We start from the raw sequence: 17,615 nt of genomic DNA, 5'->3' as shown, positions 1-17,615 counted from the left end.
TCATCAAGGCCCTGCCCCTGACCCTTGCCGTCAAGGACGCCCGGACGGCCACAGCCCCCCGCGTGGTCTTCAAAGATAGATGTCGCTCCATGTCGGAGCGGATTCCATCGGCGCCGCGAGGGCCTATTGCGACAGATCAGGCGTTTTCCGCTTCCTCTATCGGGACGTCGAACTCGCGCCCTGGACGTTCGCGTGACGGCCCAGGGGCGTGCGGGCCGGGGCGTCCGCCAGCAGGGCCTGGATCTCGTTGAAAAGCAGGGCGAGGGTGAAGGGTTTGCCGAGGTGGCGGTCGGCGCCCGCCAGCCGCGCCGCTTCGACATGTTCGGGCTGGGTATTGGCGGTCAGCATGATGACCGGGACGTGGGCCCGGCCCGCCGCGCGTTCCGCGTCGCGAATGCGGGCGACCGCCGTGATTCCGTCCATGCGGGGCATCTGGATGTCCATCAGGATGACGTCGAAGGTTTCGCGTCCGGCGGCTTCCACAGCCTCCACGCCGTCTTCGGCCGTCGTGACGTCCGCAACGGACTCCAGCATCATTTCGACGATCCGGCGATTGGTCGGATGGTCGTCGGCGACCAGGACGCGCAACCGGTCAACCGGGTCGGTCGTGACTTCGTCCGTGGTTTGAACCGGCGCGGTGGACAGGGGCAGATCCAGCCAGAAGACCGACCCCCCGTCCTCACGCGGCGCGGCGTCGAGGATCCCGCCGAGCGCTCGCGCGGCTTTCCGCGCCAAGGCCAGACCCAGGCCCATGCCGCCGTATTCGCGGGTCAGGGCGTCGTCCTGTTGCCGGAACGCGGCGAACATGGCCGCCTTCAGGGCGGGATCGAAACCGACGCCCGTGTCCACGCAGGCGAAGCGAACACCCCCGTTCTGGCATGGATCGACGGTCAGGCGGATTTCGCCCCGGTGGGTGAACTTGACCGCATTGTTCAGCAAGGGCGTCAGCACCCGCTCTATGCCCGCCGGATCGCCGACGAAGGCTGCGGGAAGAGCGGGGGCGATCTCGACGACGAACGCCAGACCCTTGGCCCTTGCGGCCTCGCGAGCGGGGCGGACGACCCGCTCGATCAGGTCGCCAAGGGCGAAGGTCTCGACCTCCGGCGGCCCCTCTATCCCGTCCAGGCGAGCGACGGCCAGCAGTTGCTGCAACTGATCCTGCAGCACGGCGGCCGAGGCGCGGATCATCTCGGTGACTTCCTGGATGTCCGGCGCGGTCGAGCGGGCGGCGAGAAGATCGACCCCGGCGATGACGCCGTTCAGGGGGGTGCGAATCTCGTGGCTGATGTTGGTGACGAAGGCGCTGCGGGCGCGGTTGGCCTGTTCGGCCTGTTCCAGCGCCTGATAGAGGGCGTCGGCGTCACGCTGTTTCTGGGTGATGTCCTCGGTCAGGCCGATCAGATGGCGCACGCCTTCGTCGTCATAGGTCGCGAGCTTGGTGGCGGCCAGATAGCGGAACCCGGCCTCAGCGTGATCCTCGTACACCGTCGACTGGGAGCCCATGCCCGGTACGGCGTCCGCCGCCCATTCAGCGAAGGCGGCGGGCAGGACGTCGGAGGCCCGCAGTCCCGTCAGCCCCTCGAACCGACCGAACAGTTTCTCCGCCGCGCGGTTGGCCAGGATGTAGCGGCCCGTCCGGGCGTCCTTGACGGTCAGGGCCAGGGGCAGGACCTCGATGACGGTGTTCAGGAAGGCGGCGGTCTCGGTCTCCTGGGTGACGTCCTCGGCCTTGACCAGAAGGCGCACGATCCGCCCGGCGTCGTCGCGCACGGCGCTGACCGTCGTATCCAGATAGACCGCCGACGATTGTTCAGTGGTGAATCGCGTGCGGAAGGAGAAGGCCCGACCCGCCTGTGCTTCCTGGACGCCGCGATCGATGGAAAAGCGGCAGTCGACCGGCCAGGCGTCGCGCCAGGCCATGGTATGGGGCGCTGGAGGTTCCGGCTGGAAACGCCGCGCCGCACGGCTGACATGGACGATCCGTCCCTGTGGGTTCAGCAGCCATATATAGGCGGGCGAGGCGTCCGCGATCTGGCCGTGGAAGACGTCGCCCTCATAGCAGGTTTCATCATCTGCATCGACGTAGGTCAATTCGGACCCCCCTGTGTTCAGCGGTTCTGCTGAGGATGCAAATCTAATCCGGGAAGGTGAAGTCGAAGTGAACGACACAGCCTTGCGTTGCTTATGGTCAAGCTAGGTAGATTCACCTAGCGGAGTTTTGAAGGCGGTTTAACGCCCATCGTCAACCATGGGGATCAGTTGCATGGCTCTGCGTCATGCGTGGTGGGGATGGAGTATGACGAAACGTGTGCTGATCGACGCTGCTCTCGTAGTGAAGAACGTCGTCGTCCTTCGCCAGTCGATTCTCGACGCCTTCGAGGAAGACGACACCATCAGTCTCGACCTTGCCGATGAACAGCCCGTCGATCTTTGCGGATTGCAGCTGATCGAGTCTGCGCGGCGCCAGGCCCGGGCGGTCGGCAAGACCCTGGTCCTGGAACGTCCGGCGACGGAATTTCGGCCAGCGCTCGATGCAGCCGGCTTCCTGACGGACGCCACGGCTGACGATCTCCAGTTCTGGCTTCACCAAGGACCCGCCCAATGACCGCTTCTATACTCACGGTCGATGACTCGCCCAGTATCCGCGTCGCGCTGAAGATCGCGCTGACCAACGCCGGCTATTCGGTAGCCGAAGCGGTCAATGGCGCCGAGGGCATTGAAAAGGCCAAGGCCAGCGCCTTCGACCTGATCATCACCGATCTGAACATGCCCGTCATGGACGGCCTGACCATGATCGAGGAGATGCGCCGGATGCCCGACCAGATGGGCGTGCCGATCGTCTTCCTGACCACGGAATCCGACGAAGGATTCAAGGCGCGGGCCAAGGCCGCAGGCGCCACCGGATGGCTGACCAAGCCCTTCGATCCCGATCAACTGGTGCGTGTGGCCAAGAAGGTGCTGGGACGATGAGCGACGAAGCCATCGCCGTTTTCCAGGTTGAGGCGAGAGAGAACCTGGAGTTGATCGAACAGGGCCTGCTCGATCTTCTGGACCGACCCGAGGATCGCGATCTGGTGGACGCCGTGTTCCGGGGGCTTCACACCCTGAAGGGATCGGGGTCCATGTTCGGCTTCGACGCCCTGGCCGGTTTCACCCACCACTGCGAGACCGCCTTCGACCGCGTCCGCAAGGGCGAGGTGGCGGCCACGACCGACCTGGTCTCGGCCGTTCTGGCGGCGCGGGATCATATGCGCCGCCTGATGGAGGATCCGACGGGTGATCACGGCGCGGCGGGCGATGTCCTGCTGGCCGACCTGGAACGGGCTGTGCGCGAAGCGGACGGGAATGCGCCCGTCGCCGCCGCCCCCGTCCAGACGGCCTGGCGCATCCGGTTCGATCTGCCGTCCCACGCCTTCAAGAACGGCACCAATCCTCTGGCCCTGCTGGCCGAGCTTCGCGACCTGGGCGAGGCGCGCGTCGTGGCCGACGTCTCGCGCGTGCCGCCGCTGAGCCAGATCGAGCCGACCGACCACTATCTGGCCTGGGACGTGACCTTGACCACCGATCAGGGCCGGGGGGCGATCGAGGATGTCTTCATCTTCGTGATGGACGAGATGAACCTGTCGATCGAGCCCCTGGACGCGTCCAATGCGGACGCGGTCGTTGCGGACCAGACCGGTCCGGCTGAGGTCGTCGCCGAGGGTCCTTCGATCCTGCCCCAGACCGCCGCACCGGCTCAGGTCGCCGCACCGGTCCAGTCTTCCGCCCCCACCGCTCCGGACGCCGCCGAGGCCGGCGTCGCCAAGACGGCCAAGCCGAGCGAGAGCGTGCGGGTGCCGGCCGATCGCCTGGACGAACTGATGGACCGCGTGGGGGAACTGGTCATCGCCCAGTCCCGCCTGAGCCAGATCGCCAACTCCGGCGTCGACACAGCCCTGCGCGCCGTCTCGGAAGAGATCGAACGCCTGTCGGGCGAGCTGCGCGACACCATGATGGTGCTGCGCATGGTGCCGGTGGCGACCCTGTTCGGCCGCTTCCGCCGCCTGGTCCATGACCTGGCCCGCGAGACCGGCAAGGTCATCGAACTGTCGACCGACGGCGAGACGACCGAGATCGACAAGACCGTCATCGAACGCCTGGCCGACCCGCTGGTCCACCTGATCCGCAACGCCGCCGACCACGGACTGGAGACCGCCGAGGATCGCGCGGCCGCCGGCAAGCCCGCCACCGGCCGCATCCGCCTGTCGGCCCATCAGTCGGGCGGCGAGGTGGTCATCACCATCCGCGACGACGGTCGAGGCATCGACCGCGACCGCGTCCGCGCCAAGGCGGAGGCGCAGGGCCTGATCGAGCCCGGCGCCGCACTCAGCGACCACGACCTGCTGCAGATGATCTTCCATCCCGGCTTCTCGACGGCGGCGGCGGTGACCAATCTGTCCGGCCGCGGCGTCGGCATGGACGTGGTCAAACGCACCATCGAGGCGCTGCGCGGCTCCATCGACATCGCCAGCCGGCCTGGCGAGGGCTCGGAGGTGTCGCTGCGGATCCCGCTGACCCTGGCCATCATCGACGGCCTGCTGGTCCGCGTCGGTCAGGGCCGCTACGTGATCCCGCTGGGCGCCGTCGAGGAATGCCTGGAACTGTCGCTGGACGAGGATCTGCGCTCGCGCGGTCGCAGCTTCATCTCGCTGCGCAACAGCCTGGTGCCCTATCTGCGCCTGCGCGAGATGTTCGAGACCGGCACCCCGCCCGAACTGCACCAGAAGGTCGTGGTCGTTTCGACCGGGACCGAGCGGATCGGCCTGGTGGTCGATCAGATCATCGGCGACCACCAGACGGTGATCAAGTCGATGTCCAAACTCCATTCCGGCCTGCCGACCTTCTCGGGCGCCACCATCCTGGGCGACGGCGGCGTGGCCCTGATCCTGGACGTCGGCCACCTGGTCGCCAAGGGCCAGCAGCAGGAGGCGCAGATGCGCGAAGCCATATGAGCACCCAGGCCGAAATCACCACTGCGCCCGGTTGGACCGGCGCCGAACAGGTCGAGGTCCTGACCTTCGAACTGAATGGCGAGCTGTTCGCCCTTCACGCCGTCGGCGTGCAGGAGATCATGGACCTGGCGCCCGAGACCGTGGTGCCCGGCGCCGGCGCCTTCGCCGGGGCGGTCATCAACTTCCGCGGCAAGGTCATTCCCTTGTCCGACCTGCGCGTGGCCTTCGGGCTGGAGCGGGGGGCCGCCACCATCGACAGCCGGATCGTGGTCATCGAGATCGAACTGGCCGGCGAACCGACCCTGGTCGGCCTTCGCACCGACAAGGTCCACGAAGTCACCACCCTGGCCCGCGCCGACTCTGAGGCGCCGCCCAGCGTCGGCATGCGCTGGCGGCCCGAGTTCATCCAGTGTCTGGTCAAGCGCGGCGGCGAATTCATCGTCGTTCCCGACCTCCAGGCCATCTTCAATCAGCAGCAGGACGCCCGCCAGCCGGCCGCGTCCGCCACCCGCCATTAACCGGCTCTTCGAGGGGATAGAGTATGCGTTTCACCATCAAGGCTAAACTGGCCGCGGGCTTCGGGATGATGATCATCCTGCTCGTCGGTATAGCCGGTCTGGGCATCTACAGCCTGGGCAATCTGAACCAGGCCATCACCGATGTGATTGCAGGACCCGCCCAGCGGCTGGAGAATTCCCAGACGGCGAATATTCGCCTGCTGGAATCGATCCGAGCCGAAAAGAACCTGATCCTCTCCTCGACCCCTGAAGAAATGAGCCGTCACGTGGCGACGGGCGAACAGGCCCGCGAGGCCATGGCGGAATTGCTCGCGGTCGGTGTGGACAAGGCAGCCGCTAGCGGCAAGCCGGATTGGGAGAGACTGGAAGCCCTCTTGGGGCGGATGACGACGCTGGAAAGCCGGATGGCAGAGTTGGTTCGCGCTGGGCAGAATGCGGAAGCCATCGCTCTTTCCAATGGGGAGGGTCGTGAAGTCGCGACCGAGATGACGGAAATCTTCCAGAAGATCGTCGCGCGAAACCAGGCCGCCATGGTCCAGGCGGACGACGATACGGGCAAACAATACGCTGACACCCGCAACCTCGTGGTCGTCCTGACCCTCGCGGCCCTGGCCATCGCCGTGGCCTTCGCCCTGTGGATCGCCCTGGGCATCAGCTCGGGCCTCAGCCGCCTGATGACCGTAGCCGACGCCGTCGCCGTCGGCGACCTGGACGAGCGGGTCGAGATCAAGTCGAACGACGAGATCAAGGACCTGGTCAACGCCTTCAACAGACTGACGGACAATCTGAAGGCCACCGCGACCATGGCGGATGAGATCGCCAACGGCGACCTGACGGTCCAGCCCAAGCCGCTGTCGGACAAGGACACGCTGGGTCTTTCGCTGCAGTCCATGGTGGAACGCCTGCGCGGCGTGGTCGGCGACGCCCTGTCGGCCGCCGACAACGTTTCCTCGGGCAGCCAGGAGCTTTCGGCGACGTCGGAACAGATGAGCCAGGGGGCGACCGAACAGGCCGCCGCCGCCGAACAGGCCTCGGCCTCGATGGAAGAGATGGCCGCCAACATCAAGCAGAACGCCGACAACGCGGCCCAGACCGAGAAGATCTCGCGTCAGTCGTCCAAGGACGCCGAGGCCAGCGGCGAGGCGGTCAACCGGGCGGTAGACGCCATGCGCACCATCGCCGACAAGATCGGCATCGTGCAGGAGATCGCCCGTCAGACCGATCTGCTGGCCCTGAACGCAGCGGTCGAGGCCGCTCGCGCCGGGGAGCACGGCAAGGGCTTCGCCGTCGTCGCCTCGGAAGTGCGCAAACTGGCCGAACGCAGCCAGACGGCCGCCGCCGAAATCGGCGCGGTGTCGGGCGATACGGTCAAGGCGGCCCAGGAAGCCGGCGAAATGCTGCAACGTCTGGTGCCGGACATCCGCAAGACCGCCGAACTGGTGTCCGAGATCAGCGCCGCCTGCCGCGAACAGGATGTCGGCGCCAGCCAGATCAACGAGGCCATCCAGCAGCTGGACAAGGTGACCCAGCAGAACGCCGGCGCGTCCGAGCAGATGTCGGCCACCTCCGAGGAACTGGCGGCCCAGGCCGAGGAGCTGCAGACCTCGATCGCCTTCTTCCGCACCGACACGACCGGCGGCCGCAGCGGCGCCCGCGCTCCGGCCCGGGCTCCGGCCCGCGCCTCGAGCTTCAAGGCCCCGGCCAAGCCGGCGGCCCGCCCGACGCCCAAGGCTGCGCCGGCCAAGCCCGCCGTCCACGCCCAGCAGGCCCGCGCCAAGGGCTTCGCCCTGGACCTGGCGACCGGCGGCGCGGACGACGAGGACATGGACTTCCGGGAGAGCGCCTGATGTCCGAAACCGCCAAGGGGCCAGGCGCCTCTGAGGGGCAATATGTGACCTTCGGCCTGGGCGACGAACTCTTCGCCGCCCCGGTCGGCCTGGTGCGGGAGATCCTGACCTATCAGGCGCCCTCGCGCATTCCCAACAGTCCGGACTATCTTCTGGGCCTGACGGACGTGCGGGGGCAGGGGGTTCCCACGGCGGATCTTCGGATCCGCCTGGGCATGGCGCCGACCGAGCCGACGTTGAACACCCGCATCCTGGTGCTGGACATTCCGCTGGAGGACCGGGTGCTCAGCCTGGGCCTTGTGGCGGACCGGGTGTTCGAGGTGGCGGTCTTCAGCGCCGACCAGATCGAGCCGTCGCCCGACATCGGGATCAAGTGGCGCTCGGACTATATCTCGGGCGTGGTGCGGCGCGAGGACGGCTTCGTCGTCCTGATCGACCTGCCTCGACTGCTGTCCAGCACCGACACCGTCTCTCTGGCGTCCTTCCCCAACATCGATCGAGCGGCCTGACGGCCGCCGACGTTTCCTGGAAAGAACATTACAATGCGCGCTACGATTAAGATGAAACTGGCCGGGGCCTTCGCCGCTGTGCTGGCCATCGCTATGATTCTCGGCGTCGTCGGCGTCATGAAGATGAGCAGCGTCAATCACCAGTCCACGATCATCACCGAAAACTGGTTGCCCAGCATCGACGCGATCCACCTTATCAATACGGCGACTTCGGATCTTCGCGCGCAGCAGTATGCGCACATCACCTCGACCGATCCGGCGCGCATGGCGGCTGTCGAAAAGGATATCGCCGCCACGCTGGAGACGATCAAAAGGGACCAGGCGAAATACGAAGCCCTGATTTCGTCGGACTCCGAGCGGAATCTCTACAACCAGTTTTCGGACAAGTATGAAAACTACCTGCGGGATGGGGAGCGGATGCTCGCCTTCTCCCGCGCCAATCAGAACGAAGCGGCCGCCCAGGCCATGCTGGCCAGCAAGCCCCTCTACGACGACATGTCGGCGGACCTGGTCAAGCTGGTGAACCTCAATGTCGAAGGCGGCGCCGCCGCCAGCGCCGAAGGGGACAAGGTGTTTTCCGAGGCGCGCAGCCTGTTCATCGCCCTGGTCGCCGCCGGTCTGATCATCGGCGTGGTCGCGGCGCTGTGGATTTCGCGGACCGTCACCATGGGTCTGCGCAAGATCGCGACGGCGATCGACGCGGTCGCCATCGGCGACCTGAACCAGGACGTCGCCGTGACGACCAATGACGAGATCAAGGATCTGGTCGATACGGTCAACCGGATGACCGCCAACCTGAAGGCCACGGCCGCCATGGCCGACGAGATCGCCCAGGGCGACCTGAGCGTTCAGCCCAAGCCGCTGTCGGACAAGGACATCCTGGGTATCTCCCTGCAACGGATGGTCGGCAATCTGCGCGGCACCGCCGCGATGGCGGACGAGATCGCCAACGGCGACCTGAGCGTCCAGCCCAAGCCCATGTCGGACAAGGACACCCTGGGCATCTCGCTGGAGCGGATGGTCGATAATCTGAGGGTCACGGCTTCGATGGCGGACGAGATCGCCAACGGGGACCTGACGGTCCAGCCCAAGCCGCTGTCGGACAAGGACACGCTGGGTCTTTCGCTGCAGTCCATGGTGGAACGCCTGCGCGGCGTGGTCGGCGACGCCCTGTCGGCCGCCGACAACGTCTCCTCGGGCAGCCAGGAGCTTTCGGCGACGTCGGAACAGATGAGCCAGGGTGCGACCGAACAGGCCGCCGCCGCCGAACAGGCCTCGGCCTCGATGGAAGAGATGGCCGCCAACATCAAGCAGAACGCCGACAACGCGGCCCAGACCGAGAAGATCTCGCGTCAGTCGTCCAAGGACGCCGAGGCCAGCGGCGAGGCGGTCAACCGGGCGGTGGACGCCATGCGCACCATCGCCGACAAGATCGGCATCGTGCAGGAGATCGCGCGCCAGACCGATCTGCTGGCCCTGAACGCAGCGGTCGAGGCCGCCCGCGCCGGGGAGCACGGCAAGGGCTTCGCCGTCGTCGCCTCGGAAGTGCGCAAACTGGCCGAACGCAGCCAGACGGCCGCCGCCGAGATCGGCGCGGTGTCGGGCGACACGGTCAAGGCGGCCCAGGAAGCCGGCGAGATGCTGCAACGCCTGGTGCCGGACATCCGCAAGACCGCCGAACTGGTGTCGGAGATCAGCGCCGCCTGCCGCGAGCAGGACGTCGGCGCCAGCCAGATCAACGAGGCCATCCAGCAGCTGGACAAGGTGACCCAGCAGAACGCCGGCGCGTCCGAGCAGATGTCGGCCACCTCCGAGGAACTGGCGGCCCAGGCCGAGGAACTGCAGACCTCGATCGCCTTCTTCCGCACCGACACGACCGGCGGCCGCAGCGGCGCCCGCGCTCCGGCCCGGGCTCCGGCCCGCGCCTCGAGCTTCAAGGCCCCGGCCAAGCCGGCGGCCCGCCCGACGCCCAAGGCTGCGCCGGCCAAGCCCGCCGTCCACGCCCAGCAGGCCCGCGCCAAGGGCTTCGCCCTGGACCTGGCGACCGGCGGCGCGGACGACGAGGACATGGACTTCCGGGAGAGCGCCTGATGTCCGAAACCGCCAAGGGGCCAGGCGCCTCTGAGGGGCAATATGTGACCTTCGGCCTGGGCGACGAACTCTTCGCCGCCCCGGTCGGCCTGGTGCGGGAGATCCTGACCTATCAGGCGCCCTCGCGCATTCCCAACAGTCCGGACTATCTTCTGGGCCTGACGGACGTGCGGGGGCAGGGGGTTCCCACGGCGGATCTTCGGATCCGCCTGGGCATGGCGCCGACCGAGCCGACGCTGAACACCCGCATCCTGGTGCTGGACATTCCGCTGGAGGACCGGGTGCTCAGCCTGGGCCTGGTGGCGGACCGGGTGTTCGAGGTGGCGGTCTTCAGCGCCGACCAGATCGAGCCGTCGCCCGACATCGGGATCAAGTGGCGCTCGGACTATATCTCGGGCGTGGTGCGGCGCGAGGACGGCTTCGTCGTCCTGATCGACCTGCCTCGACTGCTGTCCAGCACCGACACCGTCTCTCTGGCGTCCTTCCCCAACATCGATCGAGCGGCCTGACGGTCGCAGCCGGTTTCTCAGAAAGAGTATCGCCTTGTCCCACGCCGCGCTGGAACAGTCCTCGCCTCCCGTCGATCAGATCAGCGCCCGCAATTTCGAGCGGATGGCGGCCTATATCTACGACTACAGCGGCATCAAGATGCCGTCGTCCAAGCGGACCATGCTGGAGGGGCGGCTGCGCCGCCGTCTGCGCAGCACGGGCTATGCGACCTTCGACGACTATTGCGACTATCTGTTCAAGGAGGACGGGCTCGAGGCCGAGTCCGTCTTCCTGATCGACGCGGTGACGACCAACAAGACCGACTTCTTCCGCGAACCCCGCCATTTCGACTATATGACGTCCCACGTGCTGCCCGAGTTCAAGGCGGCCGGGATGCGGCGGATCCGGGCCTGGAGCGCCGCCTGCTCGATGGGCGCCGAGCCCTACACCATGGCCATGGTCATGCAGAAATTCGCCGATGAACAGGGCGGCCCCGACTATCAGATCCTGGGCACGGACCTGTCCACCGATGTGCTGGAAACCGCGCTGCGCGGCGTCTATCCGAACGAGATGCTGACCCCGGTCCCCGCCGAAATGCGGCGCTGGGTCATGACCGCACGCGACAGCGGACGGCGCGAGGGCCGCATCCATCCGTCGCTGCGGGCGAAACTGTCGCTGGCGCGGGTCAATCTGATGGATGAGACCTATTCGGTCGGCGATCCGTTCGATATGATCATGTGTCGTAACGTTATGATCTATTTCGATAAACAGACTCAGGCCAAGGTTCTGAAACGGCTGTGCGACCGGCTGAAGCGCGGCGGCTATCTGTTTATCGGCCATTCCGAGAGCATCACCGGCATCGAACTGCCTCTGGTGACTGTCGCCAACACCATTTTCCGAAAGACCTGATCCCATGCCCAAGGTCCGCGTTCTGGTCATCGACGACTCGGCCAGTGTGCGCCAGACTCTGGTCGACGTCCTGTCCGCCGACCCCGGCATCGAGGTCATGGGCGTGGCCTCCGACCCCTTCGTCGCCGCGCGTCGCATCGCCGAGGACGTGCCCGACGTCATCACCCTGGACGTCGAGATGCCGCGCATGGACGGCATCACCTTCCTGCGCAAGTTGATGGCCCAGCGGCCGATCCCGGTCGTCATGTGCTCGTCCCTGACCGAGGCTGGATCCGAGACCTTGATGCAGGCGCTGGAGGCCGGCGCGGTCGACATCATACTGAAGCCGCGCATCGGGGCGGCGGACCATCTGGCCGAGAGCGCGGATCGCATCCGCGATGTGGTCAAGGCTGCGGCGCGCGCCCGGCTGGGCGCAAGGCGAACGACGACGCGAACGCTGGATCCGGGAACCAAGCTGACGGCTGACGCCATGCTGCCGCCCCCGACAGGGGCCGCCATGGCGCGCACGACGGAGATGGTGGCCTGTCTGGGCGCCTCGACAGGCGGGACCGAGGCGCTGCGCGAGGTGTTGCAGGCGCTGCCGGCCAATGCGCCCGGCATCGTCATCGTCCAGCACATGCCGGCGGGCTTCACCGCCGCCTTCGCCAAACGGCTCAACAGCCTGTGCGAGGTCGAGGTCAAGGAGGCTCAGAACGGCGATCCGGTCCTGCGCGGCCACGTCCTGATCGCGCCGGGCGACAAGCACATGCTGCTTGAACGCCACGGCGCCCGCTATCAGGTGGCGATCAAGGACGGGCCGCCCGTGTCGCGCCACCGCCCCTCCGTCGACGTCCTGTTCCGCTCCGCCGCTCGGGCGGCCGGACGCAACGCCATGGGCGTGATCATGACCGGCATGGGCGATGACGGCGCACGCGGCCTGCTGGAGCTCAAGGAGGCCGGGGCCGTCACCGTGGCGCAGGACGAGGCGACCTCGATCGTCTTCGGCATGCCCAAGGAAGCCATTGCGCGCGGCGCCGCCCAGAAGGTCACGGCGCTGGAGCATATCGCCCGCGAGATCATGAACGTCGATCGGTCTCGCTGACGGCGGCCCCGCGGCCCCGCGGACAGACAGACATACAGACAGACAGGCAGACGGACGGGGCCAGGCCTGCGCCTATCGCGCCCGACCGCCGCCCGGATCAGAACAGAAGGTCGTCGAATTCGTCCTCGGCGGCGGCCGTTTCACCGGCTGTTTCCGTCGTCGTCGCCTCGTCGGTCTTGTCGGTCTCGGTAAAGACCGCATGGGCCGCGTGGACCGTCCGCTCGCGCGCCATGGTGTAGCAGCGCCCGATCTCGGTCATGGCGGCGTCCACCACTCCGGCGATATCGGTCAGGTCCTCGACCACCGGTCCGGCGGCCTCGGCCAGGGCGATGGCGGCGGTGTGCAGGGCGTCGCCCAGGTCTTCCTTGAGGCCCAGCTGGTCGGCGGCCAGGGCCAGCGACCGGGCCGTGGCCTCGCCATGGGCGCCCAGACCGACCAGATCGTTCTCGACCACGTCGGCGGCGCGGCGCAACTGGCTCTGCACACCGTTCAGCCGTCCGGCGTCCACGTGCGCGTCGCCGGGTTGGGTGGTCTCCATCCCGTTGGCCAGGCCGGCCAGGGCGGTCAGGGAACCCAGGGTCTGGTCGGCGGCGTCTTCCAGATGGCTGGCGTGGCTGCTCAGCTCGATGGCGATGACGCTCAGGGGCTTGCCGATTTCCCCCAGACGATTGCAGCGCAGGCTGCTGTTGATCGCCATCTGCTGGATGTCGCGCTTGACCTTCTGGATGGCGTCCACCCGTCGGGCCAGGGCCTCGACCGCCGAGACGGTCTCGCCGCTGATGCGCTGGGCGTTGGTCATGGCCGCTGTGACGTCATCGATCAACAGACCGGCCCGACCCAGACTGATCTCGAGGTCGCGCAGGTCGCCCCCGCCGTCGGACAGGCCGTGGATGACCATGATCTGTTTGGTGTCCTGGGCCATGCCGGACAGGCTGTGGACGACCTTGGCCGCTTCGGCCTCGAAATCGGTGGCGATGTCCGCCATCTGGTCGGCGACCATGTGCAGCAGGCGGCGCTCGGCCCGGTCACGCGCCTCGGGCGACAGGTCCGCCTCGCGAACCGTGCGGGCCGCGACCTGGATGCCCAGCTGGACGTGTTCGATCCGCTGGCGGGTGATGTCCCCGATCTGCAGGGCCATCAGGGCCTTGCCGACCTTCATCTGGATGTCGCGCGCGATGGCGGCGACCGAGGCGGCGACCTCGGCGATGCGGGCGTGGTTCACGCGGAGCGTCTCGGCGTCGAGCGCCAGCTTGTCCGGCACCGCCGGAATCAGCTCCTTGTACTTGCCGCCCAGCCCCTCTTCGAAGGTCAGGGCGCCGTCCAGTTGGCGTGCGAGCCGCGTAAGCTCCTCGGCCAGCTGGTCCAGTTGGGACACGCCGAAGTCCAACTGTTCACACATCCGCTCGGCGAAGCCGGCGAACTCGTCTGCGGCCCGGATGGTCGCGCCGGCCGTGATCTTCACGTTCAGGGCGAAGGCGCGCAGATAGCGCAGCGTGGTGCGCATCACGTCTATATCGGCCTCCAGCAGGGCGCCAGCGGTCTTCAACTGATCCAGATCCGCCACCCGCCGTTTCTGCGTAAGGGGCAGGGCGTTCAGGCTTTCCGCCGTCGACAGCAACTCGTTGCTGGTGTGCGAGACCGATTCGACGTTCAGCGTCAGACCCAGCCGGTCGAGGGCCTCGATCAGCCGGCCGACCATTTCGAGTGATCCGGCCAGGCGTTCGCCCGCGTCGGAAAAACGGCTCTCGACCAGGGCGCGCGCCGCCTCGAGCTGATCCGTGACGTCAGAAGCGACGACGGGCGCGAAGAAGGGGGGGGCGGAATCAACGCCTGAATCGACGACGGCGTCGGCGGTCGCGGCGGGATCGAAAGGCTGCGCTTGCGCCTGCATGCTGGGTCTCATTCTGAGAGTCATGAACCCAGGTTACGCGGCACAGGAAAACCGACCGTAAACGCCGACTCGAATTTCTGCGCTGGGCGGAAGAGATCAGGGCAGGCGATCCCAGGCGATGGCGTGAACCTTGTCGCGGCCCAGGACGGCCGTCAGGGGCTCTGTGGCAAACAGGCCGGCGATGACGGGGTCGCGCACGTTCAGCCCGCCGGTGAAGGCGCCGAAAGCGGGCAGGATCAGGCGCGATCCGTCGGTGACGAAACAGGGACGACGCACGCCGCGGCCGTAGGCGACGACGCGGGCGGCGGGGTGCAGGTGGCCGGCGACCTCGCCCTGGCGGTCGTCCCCCGGCGTTCGGGGCTCGGGCTCGTGGGTCAGGCGCAGGGCGCCCAGGGCCATGCCGCCCACGACCCGGCCGGGCAGGGACGCCTCGGTCCGGGCGTCGTCGGCCAGGGCCTTGTGGTCGTGATTGCCTTCCAGCCACAGCCAGTTTCGGCCGCCCGCCAACCGGTCCAGCCGCGCCCGGTCCTCATCCGCCATCCGTCCGATGGCCCGGGCGTCATGGAAGCTGTCGCCCAACAACACGACAAGGCCGGGGTCGAGGTCGGCGATCTCGGTCTCCAGCCGGTCCAGGGTGGCGCGGCTGTCGTAGGGCGGCAGCATCTGGCCGCGCGCGGCGAAGGCCGAACCCTTCTCCAGATGCAGGTCAGCGGCGATCAGGGCGCGATGAGCCGGGAGCCACAGAGCGCCCGAACAGCGCAGCACGCAGGTCTCGCCCGCGATCTGAACGCGCAACGAACCGCAGGGCTTGCGCGCGGGGGACAGGGTCTGGCGCAGGGCGGCGTTCATGGCGCGTCCTCGTCCATGACTTCGGCGATCAGATGTTCGGCGCTCTCATCCAGGATCATTTCGGCCGCGTCGCCGCCCACCCGCTCGCGCCCGATCTGGACCAGAACCGGCACGCAGAAGGGCGAGGGACGGGTCAGGGCCTGATGCCGGATCCGGCCCTCGATCCGCACCAACATCTGGCCCAGCCGCGCCACGTCCAGCAGGCCGGAGGCGGCGTCGGCGCGGGCGGTCTTGAGCAGCAGATGGTCGGGCTGGTGGCGGCGCAGCACGTCGTAGATCAGGTCGGTGGAGAAGGTGACCTGACGCCCGGTCTTCTCGGCGCCCGGCTGGCGGCGCTCGATCAGGCCCGAGATCAGGGCGCAATTGCGGAAGGACCGCTTCATCATGAAGCTTTCCTCCAGCCAGGCCTCCAGGTCGTCGCCCAGCATGTCGGACTGGAACAGGGCGTCCAGGTCGATCCGGTCCATCGGCTTGATCGACCAGATGGCCAGCGAATAGTCGGTGACGACGAAGCCCAGCGGCCCGACGCCCAGCCGGTCCAGCCGCCGGGTCAGCAACATGCACAGGGTGGTGTGGGCCAGATTGCCCTCGAACGGATAGGCGACCAGGAAATGGCGGCTGCCGCGTGGGAAGGTCTCGACCAGCATGGATTCGGCGTCGGGAATGGCCGAGCGTTCGGCTTGAAGCGCCAGCCATTCCTGCACGTCGGGCGGCAGGACACGCCAGTGATCCGGGTCCTGCACCATGGTCCGCACCCGGTCGGCCAGGGAGGTGGACAGGGGAAACTTGGATCCGCCCCAGGAGGGGATCTTGGGCTCCTTGTCATTGGCGTGGCTGACCAGGGCGTCGGTTCCGACGATGCCCTGGAAGGCCCAGACCTGGCCCGCGAACAGGAAGGTGTCGCCGGGCGTCAGCTGTTCGAAATACCATTCCTCGGCCTCGCCCACCTTGCGGCCCGCGACCAACTGGCGCGAGGCGCCGCCGCGACGGCCGGCCACCCGCACGTTCAGGGTTCCCGCCGAGACGATGGCGCCGACATTCATCCGGTGGCGCTGGGCGATATCCTTGGTGCGGGCCTTCCAGCGGCCGTCCGGGGTGCGGACGATACGGGCGAACCGATCATAGGTGCGCAGCGCGTATCCGCCGGTGGCGACGAAATCGACCACCTCCTCGAACTGCTCCCACGCCAGGTCGCGATAGGGGCCGCAGCCGGTGATCTCGTCATACAGGGCCTGGATGTCGAAGGCCTCGGAACAGGCGACGCCCATGACGTGCTGGGCCAGCGCATCCAGGGTGCCGATATGGATCGGCTCCCAGTCGAAGGCGTTGTCGGCCACCGCCTCGCGCGCCGCCTGACATTCCAGCATCTCGAACCGGCTGGCCGGCACCAGAAGGGCGCGCGAGGGCTCGTCCAGCCGGTGGTTGGCGCGACCGATCCGCTGGACCAGCCGGCTGGAGCCCTTGGGCGCCGCCATCTGGATGACCAGGTCTACATCGCCCCAGTCGATGCCGAGGTCCAGGGTCGAGGTGCAGACGACGGCCCTGAGATCGCCGCGCGCCATTGCGGCTTCGACCTTGCGCCTTTGCTCCGCCGCGAGCGAGCCGTGGTGCAGGCCGATGGGCAGATTGTCGTCGTTGATCGCCCACAGCTGCTGAAAGACGAATTCGGACTGCCAGCGGGTGTTGACGAAGATCAGGGCCAGGCCCGCACGCTGGATGGCGGCGTAGACCTCAGGGATGGCGTGCTGGCCGGTATGGCCGGCCCAGGGGACCTTGCCCTCGGAGATCAGCACGTCGATGAAGGCGGGTGCGCCGGGGTCGCCACGAACCAGGGCCACATCCTGCACGGCGGGGGAGGGGCTGAGCCACCCCCGGATCAGATCCGGATCTTCGATCGTCGCGCTCAGGCCGACCCGCCGCATGCCCGGCGAGAACTGCTGTAACCGCCCCAGTCCCAGCGACAGCAGATCGCCGCGCTTGCCGCTCCAGATGGCGTGGACCTCGTCCAGAACGACGCATTTCAGGTCGGCGAAATAGGACCGGGCGCCCTCCCAGGCGCAGAACAGGGCCAGCTGCTCGGGCGTGGTCAGCAGGATGTCGGGCGGGAAGTCGCGTTGACGCTGGCGTTTGGACTGTTTGGTGTCGCCGGTGCGGGTCTCGACGTGGATGTTCAGTCCGATCTCGCGGATCGGGGTCGTCAGATTGCGCTCGACGTCGGTGGTCAGGGCCTTCAGCGGCGACAGATAAAGGGTGTGGACGCTGGACCCCGGCCCGTGCTGCGGCCTTGGCCCCCGTTCGGCGAGCTCGATCAGGCTGGGCAGGAAGCCGGCCAAGGTCTTGCCCCCGCCGGTCGGCGCGACCAGCAGGGCGTGTCGGCCGGACTGACCTGCTGCGACCATTTCCAGCTGATGACGCCGGGGCGACCAGCCGCGCCCGGCGA

General features: G+C 67.5%; 14 protein-coding genes. 10 read left to right on the top strand and 4 right to left on the bottom strand.

The features are described from left to right. Window positions 1–156: 156 nt before the first annotated feature. The gene (locus tag ACW18C_RS15245) at window positions 157–2,091 is read right to left on the bottom strand and encodes a PAS domain-containing hybrid sensor histidine kinase/response regulator (RefSeq protein ID WP_492071794.1); all 1,935 of its coding nucleotides are present in this window, start codon (window positions 2,089–2,091) and stop codon (window positions 157–159) included. Between the two features lie 217 nt (window positions 2,092–2,308). On the opposite strand from ACW18C_RS15245, the gene ACW18C_RS15240 reads away from it, so the two are divergent. The 10 genes from ACW18C_RS15240 to ACW18C_RS15195 are packed head-to-tail and all read left to right on the top strand — an operon-like array spanning window position 2,309 to window position 12,435. After that, complete coding sequence (locus ACW18C_RS15240) at window positions 2,309–2,605, top strand: STAS domain-containing protein (protein WP_426025889.1); 297 nt, start codon at window positions 2,309–2,311, stop codon at window positions 2,603–2,605. Continuing rightward, window positions 2,602–2,970 carry a response regulator gene (locus ACW18C_RS15235; protein ID WP_008263549.1) on the top strand — a complete coding sequence of 123 codons (369 nt, stop codon included), beginning with the start codon at window positions 2,602–2,604 and terminating at the stop codon, window positions 2,968–2,970. Before ACW18C_RS15240 ends, ACW18C_RS15235 begins: the two co-directional genes overlap by 4 nt. Further along, the gene (locus ACW18C_RS15230) at window positions 2,967–4,991 is read left to right on the top strand and encodes a chemotaxis protein CheA (RefSeq protein ID WP_287928157.1); all 2,025 of its coding nucleotides are present in this window, start codon (window positions 2,967–2,969) and stop codon (window positions 4,989–4,991) included. Before ACW18C_RS15235 ends, ACW18C_RS15230 begins: the two co-directional genes overlap by 4 nt. Then, window positions 4,988–5,509 (top strand): chemotaxis protein CheW, encoded by a 522-nt coding sequence (locus tag ACW18C_RS15225; protein WP_426025891.1) that lies wholly within the window; start codon window positions 4,988–4,990, stop codon window positions 5,507–5,509. The genes ACW18C_RS15230 and ACW18C_RS15225 overlap by 4 nt, the downstream gene beginning before the upstream one ends. A gap of 23 nt (window positions 5,510–5,532) precedes the next feature. Next, a complete protein-coding gene (locus ACW18C_RS15220) occupies window positions 5,533–7,356 on the top strand; it encodes a methyl-accepting chemotaxis protein (protein WP_492071792.1) in 1,824 nt (607 codons plus the stop codon). After that, window positions 7,356–7,865 (top strand): chemotaxis protein CheW, encoded by a 510-nt coding sequence (locus ACW18C_RS15215; protein WP_154726675.1) that lies wholly within the window; start codon window positions 7,356–7,358, stop codon window positions 7,863–7,865. Before ACW18C_RS15220 ends, ACW18C_RS15215 begins: the two co-directional genes overlap by 1 nt. A 33-nt stretch (window positions 7,866–7,898) precedes the next feature. After that, window positions 7,899–9,956, top strand: coding sequence for a methyl-accepting chemotaxis protein (locus tag ACW18C_RS15210; protein ID WP_492071791.1), 2,058 nt, complete (start codon window positions 7,899–7,901; stop codon window positions 9,954–9,956). Beyond that, on the top strand, window positions 9,956–10,465 hold the full coding sequence (locus ACW18C_RS15205; RefSeq protein WP_154726675.1) for a chemotaxis protein CheW: 510 nt from the start codon (window positions 9,956–9,958) through the stop codon (window positions 10,463–10,465). Before ACW18C_RS15210 ends, ACW18C_RS15205 begins: the two co-directional genes overlap by 1 nt. A 34-nt stretch (window positions 10,466–10,499) precedes the next feature. Continuing rightward, window positions 10,500–11,354: a CheR family methyltransferase gene (locus tag ACW18C_RS15200; protein ID WP_008261775.1), complete on the top strand. Its 855-nt coding sequence runs from the start codon at window positions 10,500–10,502 to the stop codon at window positions 11,352–11,354. A 4-nt stretch (window positions 11,355–11,358) separates the two neighbouring features. Next, the gene (locus tag ACW18C_RS15195) at window positions 11,359–12,435 is read left to right on the top strand and encodes a protein-glutamate methylesterase/protein-glutamine glutaminase (protein ID WP_008262249.1); all 1,077 of its coding nucleotides are present in this window, start codon (window positions 11,359–11,361) and stop codon (window positions 12,433–12,435) included. 97 nt (window positions 12,436–12,532) lie between these two features. Here ACW18C_RS15195 and ACW18C_RS15190 read toward each other — a convergent pair whose 3' ends face one another. The 3 genes from ACW18C_RS15190 to ACW18C_RS15180 all read right to left on the bottom strand — a co-directional run bounded on the left by ACW18C_RS15190 (window position 12,533) and on the right by ACW18C_RS15180 (window position 17,574). After that, on the bottom strand, window positions 12,533–14,326 hold the full coding sequence (locus ACW18C_RS15190) for a hypothetical protein (protein ID WP_426026361.1): 1,794 nt from the start codon (window positions 14,324–14,326) through the stop codon (window positions 12,533–12,535). A 96-nt stretch (window positions 14,327–14,422) separates the two neighbouring features. Next, window positions 14,423–15,175 carry a ligase-associated DNA damage response endonuclease PdeM gene (gene pdeM / locus ACW18C_RS15185; protein ID WP_492071789.1) on the bottom strand — a complete coding sequence of 251 codons (753 nt, stop codon included), beginning with the start codon at window positions 15,173–15,175 and terminating at the stop codon, window positions 14,423–14,425. Continuing rightward, entirely contained in the window at window positions 15,172–17,574 is a 2,403-nt protein-coding gene (locus ACW18C_RS15180) for a ligase-associated DNA damage response DEXH box helicase (RefSeq protein ID WP_492074042.1), read from the bottom strand. The genes pdeM and ACW18C_RS15180 overlap by 4 nt, the downstream gene beginning before the upstream one ends. Between the last annotated feature and the right edge of the window lie 41 nt (window positions 17,575–17,615).

This window comes from Brevundimonas sp. FV1ye7S, from assembly GCF_058680995.1.
The sequence above is the reverse complement of the archived record's forward strand: the minus strand, read 5'-3'. Positions and strand labels throughout refer to the sequence as shown.